Below are 1985 nucleotides of genomic sequence, written 5' to 3' on the forward strand. Positions count from 1 at the left end.
CCCACATCCCCACCCCCCGCTCCAGGGAGGAACGCGATGCGCAGAAGAAAGCTGAACCTCGCGGCACTCGCCGCGGCCGCACTCTTCCTCGTCCCCACCACCTCGGCGTCCGCGGCACCCGCCGGCGAGGACGCCGCCGCCCTCGGCTCCAAGCGGCTGAACATCACCATGCAGGCCCAGCAGAAGACCAACTGGTGCTGGGCGGCCGGCGGCAACACCATCGCCACCTGGTTCGGCCGCAGCTACAGCCAGAACCAGTTCTGCAACGCCGCCTTCAACCGGCAGCAGGGCTACGACTGCCCCAACAACCAGGCGACCCTCGGCAACGTCCAGACCGGGCTCAGCTGGGCCGGCGTGAACCCCGGCTCCTACGTGACCGGTTGGCTGCGCTACTCCACCGTCCAGAGCGAGATCAACGCCGACCGGCCCGTCGAGACCCGCATCCAGTGGGCGAGCGGCGGCGGCCACATGCACGTGATCTACGGCTACGACGACGCCGACAGCTGGGTCTACTGGGGCGATCCCTGGCCGTCCAGCAACCGCTACAACTGGGCCTCGCACGCCTGGTACGTCAACAACAACTCCTTCTCCTGGACCCACTCGCTCTACCGGATAGGGGCGTGACGACGATGAACGCACGTGTCGCGGGAGCCGGGCTCCTCGCCGCCTCCGCCCTCGTCCTGCTCGGCGCGCTGCCGGCCGGCGCGGCAGGGCTGCCGCCGGCGCCGACCGCGCCCACCGCCGAGCAGGCCGCCTCGGCACCCGGCACCCTCGCCACCCTGTCCCGGTTCTTCGCCCGGGACGGCGCCGTGGCCCGCGCGGCGGTCGCGCCGCGGGTCGAGGCCGGGTCCGTACCGGTACGGATCCTCTCGCCGGACTTCGTCGCCGGGAAGCCGGGGGCGCCGGTCGCCCGGGTCGAGTTCCGGGCCAGCAGGGCGGTCTCCTCCGACGGACAGAAGGCCTCGCTGTGGACCGCCGAACAGCCGGGCGGCGGCTGGCAGGTCGTCAACATCGCCACCGGCGACGACGAGATCCGGTACGCGGAGAGGGGCGGCGGCGGACTGGTGTTCCGCGAGCCGCAGATCGACGCGTGGTACGTCCAGAAGGGAGCGAGGGTGCTGCCGCTCGACGAGGACGCGGTCCGGGCGGTCGGCCGCGGGGGGACGAGCCTGTCGGCGTACCGGGAGCGGGTGACCCGAGCGTACGGCGACAAGCTGCCGGGGAACTCGCTGCTCCGGCTGCTCACGGAGGACGCGGCCGGGCGGGCCGAGGTGGAGCGCCCGGCGGCCCGGTCGTACCGCTCGCTGGTGGAGGCGGACCAGCTCCCGCCCGGCCCCGATCCGTACCCGCTCGTGGTGCCCCACCGTGTGCAGCCCGCCGTCCGTCGGCGACTCCAGACCCGCGAGGAGCCCCTCGACCGACCCGGACGCCTCCACCAGCGAGCGGTACGACCGGGCCGCCGGGCGCTCCACCTCGGCCCGCCCGGCCGCGTCCTCCGTGAGCAGCCGGAGCAGCGAGTTCCCCGGCAGCTGGAGCACCTCCTCCAGGGCACGGACCGCCTTCAGCGACTCCGGCCGCTGGGGGCGGCGGACCCCCTGCTGCCAGTAGCTCAGGCTCGTCACCCCGACCTTGACGCCCCGGTGCGCGAGATGGTGCTGGACCCGCTGGAGCGGCAGTCCGCGCACGGCCAGCGCGGTGCGCAGGGCCAGATGGAAGGGGCCTGTGTGCAGGAGCTGCGCCAGATCGGCCTCGGTGTGGCTCACGAGGACTCCTCGGTGAACGTTCACGACGGGGGAGCGGACCGACGCGCCGCGAGGGGTGGGCGGGCAGGTGGGCCGAGGGCGTCCGTTCACACCCCGGTCACACCGTTCACAGTCCGATGTCACTCCGCATTGAAGCGGGTTGACCGGATCCGGACAACGGCAGATGCTCCTGACCAGCGTCCGGACGCGCTCCTCCACCCCCCCACCCCACCCCCACATCCC

At 73.2% G+C, this 1985-nt stretch carries 1 protein-coding gene and 1 pseudogene; one reads left to right on the forward strand and one right to left on the reverse strand.

The window, feature by feature from the left end; all coding sequences use genetic code 11:
* Window positions 1-36: 36 nt before the first annotated feature.
* The gene (locus EAO70_RS04395; RefSeq protein ID WP_148001696.1) at window positions 37-624 is read left to right on the forward strand and encodes a papain-like cysteine protease family protein; all 588 of its coding nucleotides are present in this window, start codon (window positions 37-39) and stop codon (window positions 622-624) included.
* 632 nt (window positions 625-1256) lie between these two features.
* Here EAO70_RS04395 and EAO70_RS40210 read toward each other — a convergent pair.
* Window positions 1257-1763: pseudogene (locus tag EAO70_RS40210) on the reverse strand (hypothetical protein); the annotation flags it as partial.
* Window positions 1764-1985 lie beyond the last annotated feature (222 nt).

Origin of the sequence: Streptomyces sp. adm13(2018) (assembly GCF_008042145.1) — a bacterium.
Lineage (GTDB): Bacteria > Actinomycetota > Actinomycetes > Streptomycetales > Streptomycetaceae > Streptomyces.

What these genes read in the sequence shown, in the direction of transcription:
- EAO70_RS04395 (WP_148001696.1), top strand. Translation starts at nt 37, where the DNA reads ATGCGCAGAAGAAAGCTGAACCTCGCGGCACTCGCCGCGGCCGCACTC.